The sequence below is a fragment of the Spirillospora sp. NPDC046719 genome (genome assembly GCF_040645715.1).
Lineage (GTDB): Bacteria > Actinomycetota > Actinomycetes > Streptosporangiales > Streptosporangiaceae > Spirillospora.
Map to the genome: position 1 here is coordinate 1 of NZ_JBEYYT010000775.1, position 2,583 is coordinate 2,583.

The window sequence follows — 2,583 nt, forward strand, 5'->3', positions numbered from 1 at the left end:
TCCGCTCGATCGCGGCGACGCCGCCGACGCGCACGGACGGCCCCGACGGGCCCCGCCGCGCGACGGCCGTGACGGCGGACGGCGCGCCGAGCGCGTCGCCCATGTCCACCGTGATCTCGATGTCGCCGCGTCCGGCCAGGTGGGCGGCCAGGCAGGCGGTGCTGTTGGCGTTCGCGATGTCCTCGGGGACGCCGATGGACGGCGCGAACATGCGGGCGGCGCCGCGTCCGCCGTCCATGGCGTGGACGTAGGCGCCGAGCAGCCCGAGCCCGTCGCACGCGGCTCGCAGCCGGTCGAGGTCGGGGGCCAGGGCCGCCAGCGCGGCCCGGTCCGCGACGGGGACCAGCAGCCGGGGCCGCCCCACCGACGCCACGCGGGGACCGTCTCCGGGCGCCGGCGCGGTGGCGCCGAGCGCGGGGAGCACCAGTTCGCATTCCTCCGCCGTCGCGTCCCGCAATTCCACCGGCCCCGGATCGAACGTGCACTCGAAACGCCTTCCGTCGCGTACGGAACTGCCAGAGAAAACGCGCTTCGATGTGCGGAGAAGAACCCGGAAGTCGTCGCTGTCAGCGCGTTGGGCCAGGACGGCCAAGGCGGCTACCGTCCCGTGGCCGCACGCCGGAAGCTCGCCCTCGGCGGTGAAGAAGCGCACCGAGACGGCCGCACCGGAATGGTCGCCGCCGCCTGGCGAAAGGAAAACGGCGTGCGAGGTTCCCATCCGGACGGGAACGGCGCGGCGTTCGGCGTCGGTCATGGGCCGGTCGTCCAGGACGGCGGTCGGGCTGCCCCCGCCGCCGTTCCGCCGGCACGCGTTCACGATCGTGACGGCCTGACCGCGTGCGTCCATGATCCGGATCCTACGGCGGCCCGGCGCGGACGATCCCGGCGCGGTCAGGACGGGCGCCGCTCCCCCGGCCCCTCGATGTACCGGGCGAGCCATGCGGGGACGCGCGGACGGGGATACGCCTCGAGGTCGTTCTGGTAATGCTCGGGCGCCAGCAGCTGGTCGTGGGGAAAGGGACCGTCGCCGTAGTCGTAGTTCACGGTCGTCTCACCGCGATTGGTGACGGTCAGGAGCAGCCGCCACCAGGGCCCGGAGGGCATCAGCGCCACCGCGTGCCGCTGCTCGCGGACGAGCGCGGCGACCGACTCCGGCACGGGGACGACGACCGACCGGTGGTACGACGAGAACCGCAGGTAGGCGATCTCGGCGGAGATGGTGAAGGCGAACTCCGCCCACAGCCACTCCCATTCGGGCGGCCCGAGGAGGGCCAGCTCCTGCACGATCGGCTCGATCAGCATCGACGCCTCGGCGGCGACCACGTCGATGTCGTCGCCGGCCAGCGGGTCGTGGGGCAGCGGGCCGACGATCCTGATCCCGTCGGCGTCCTGCTCCTCCTCCGGCCCGTCCTCTTCGAGCCACCGCACGAAATCGGCCATGTATTCGTCGGAGCCCATTCCGTGCCCGGTGGAGCCGGCGCGTTCCTGCGCGACGAAACGGTCAACGGCCTGCTGCGGGGGAACGGACGACGAGACCTCCTCGATGCGGCCGGAGTCGCCCACCAGGAACACCGATCTGCCCACCGGCATCTCCAGGAACGCCATGGGGTCGGTCTCGTCGACCTCGACCGGGGCGCACACGCTCCACCCGGCGTCGAAGCGGTCCGCCTCCAATCCCTCGGTGGGATAGTCCAGGCCGTGGGAGCGGATCCACTTCACCACCAAGGAAATCGCCTGCGCCTCGTCCATTCGCCGGACCTCCCGCGTGCCGTTCCACGGCACCCTACCCGGCCTGCGGGCGCCGGAGAGCGGCGAACCTCACAGTCCGGCCGCCTACCGCACGCTCCGGTGAAAGACCATTCTGAGCGGATGGACGTGCGTTTCGCCGAGGACCACGTGCGTTTCCTGAGCTATGGCTTTCGCGGCGCGTCGGTGCACCCCGCGGGAATGGTCGCGCCCGCCCGGATCCGCGACGCCGACTGGCGCGCCATCAGGCCCGAGATCCGGACCGCGTCCGGCGAGACGCTGTTCGTCCCCCGCGAGCGGAAGGCCGATCTCGAAGCGTTCTGCCGTCGCCACGGGATCGCCGAGGCGTCCCGTCCCGACACGTGGGCCGATCTGCTCGAACCGTTCCTCGACACGCGGATCGACGCTGATCAGGAACGCGCCACGATCGTCCGGCTGCACCGCGCCGGATTCACTCCGACCGAGATCACCGCCGTCCGGAAGCGGCTGGCCCCGCTCATGCTCGCCTACAACTTCGACGCCATGGTCTGGGAATGGGTCCATCTCGGCCTCTTCGACCTCCTCACCGCCGCCAACGCTCCCGTCATCGACCCCGCCCTCCAAGCCGAACTCGGCGACCGGGCTGCGTTCTACGAATGGGCGATGGCGATCGCCGACCGGCGCCCCTGACCACGGAGCACGCGGCCGCCGGCCGGACATGGGCGCGGTTTCGCCGGTGACGGAGCCCAGCGCGCGGCCGGGGCGCGCCCCGGGGTGCCCGGCCCCCCGGGGCGGCGGACCCCGGGCGCCGCGCCCCGTAAGGGGGGGGGGGGGCGCGCCCCCCCCGCGGGGGGGGCG

General features: G+C 73.0%; 3 protein-coding genes. 1 reads left to right on the forward strand and 2 read right to left on the reverse strand.

Annotation, left to right across the window (positions count from 1 at the left end; translation table 11 throughout):
* Positions 1-847: PhzF family phenazine biosynthesis protein (locus ABZ914_RS50020; protein WP_500201622.1), on the reverse strand; the 847-nt coding region annotated here is incomplete at its 3' end.
* 44 nt (positions 848-891) lie between these two features.
* The gene (locus ABZ914_RS50025; RefSeq protein ID WP_500201623.1) at positions 892-1,749 is read right to left on the reverse strand and encodes a hypothetical protein; all 858 of its coding nucleotides are present in this window, start codon (positions 1,747-1,749) and stop codon (positions 892-894) included.
* A gap of 120 nt (positions 1,750-1,869) precedes the next feature.
* On the opposite strand from ABZ914_RS50025, the gene ABZ914_RS50030 reads away from it, so the two are divergent.
* Positions 1,870-2,415 carry a hypothetical protein gene (locus tag ABZ914_RS50030; RefSeq protein ID WP_500201624.1) on the forward strand — a complete coding sequence of 182 codons (546 nt, stop codon included), beginning with the start codon at positions 1,870-1,872 and terminating at the stop codon, positions 2,413-2,415.
* Positions 2,416-2,583 lie beyond the last annotated feature (168 nt).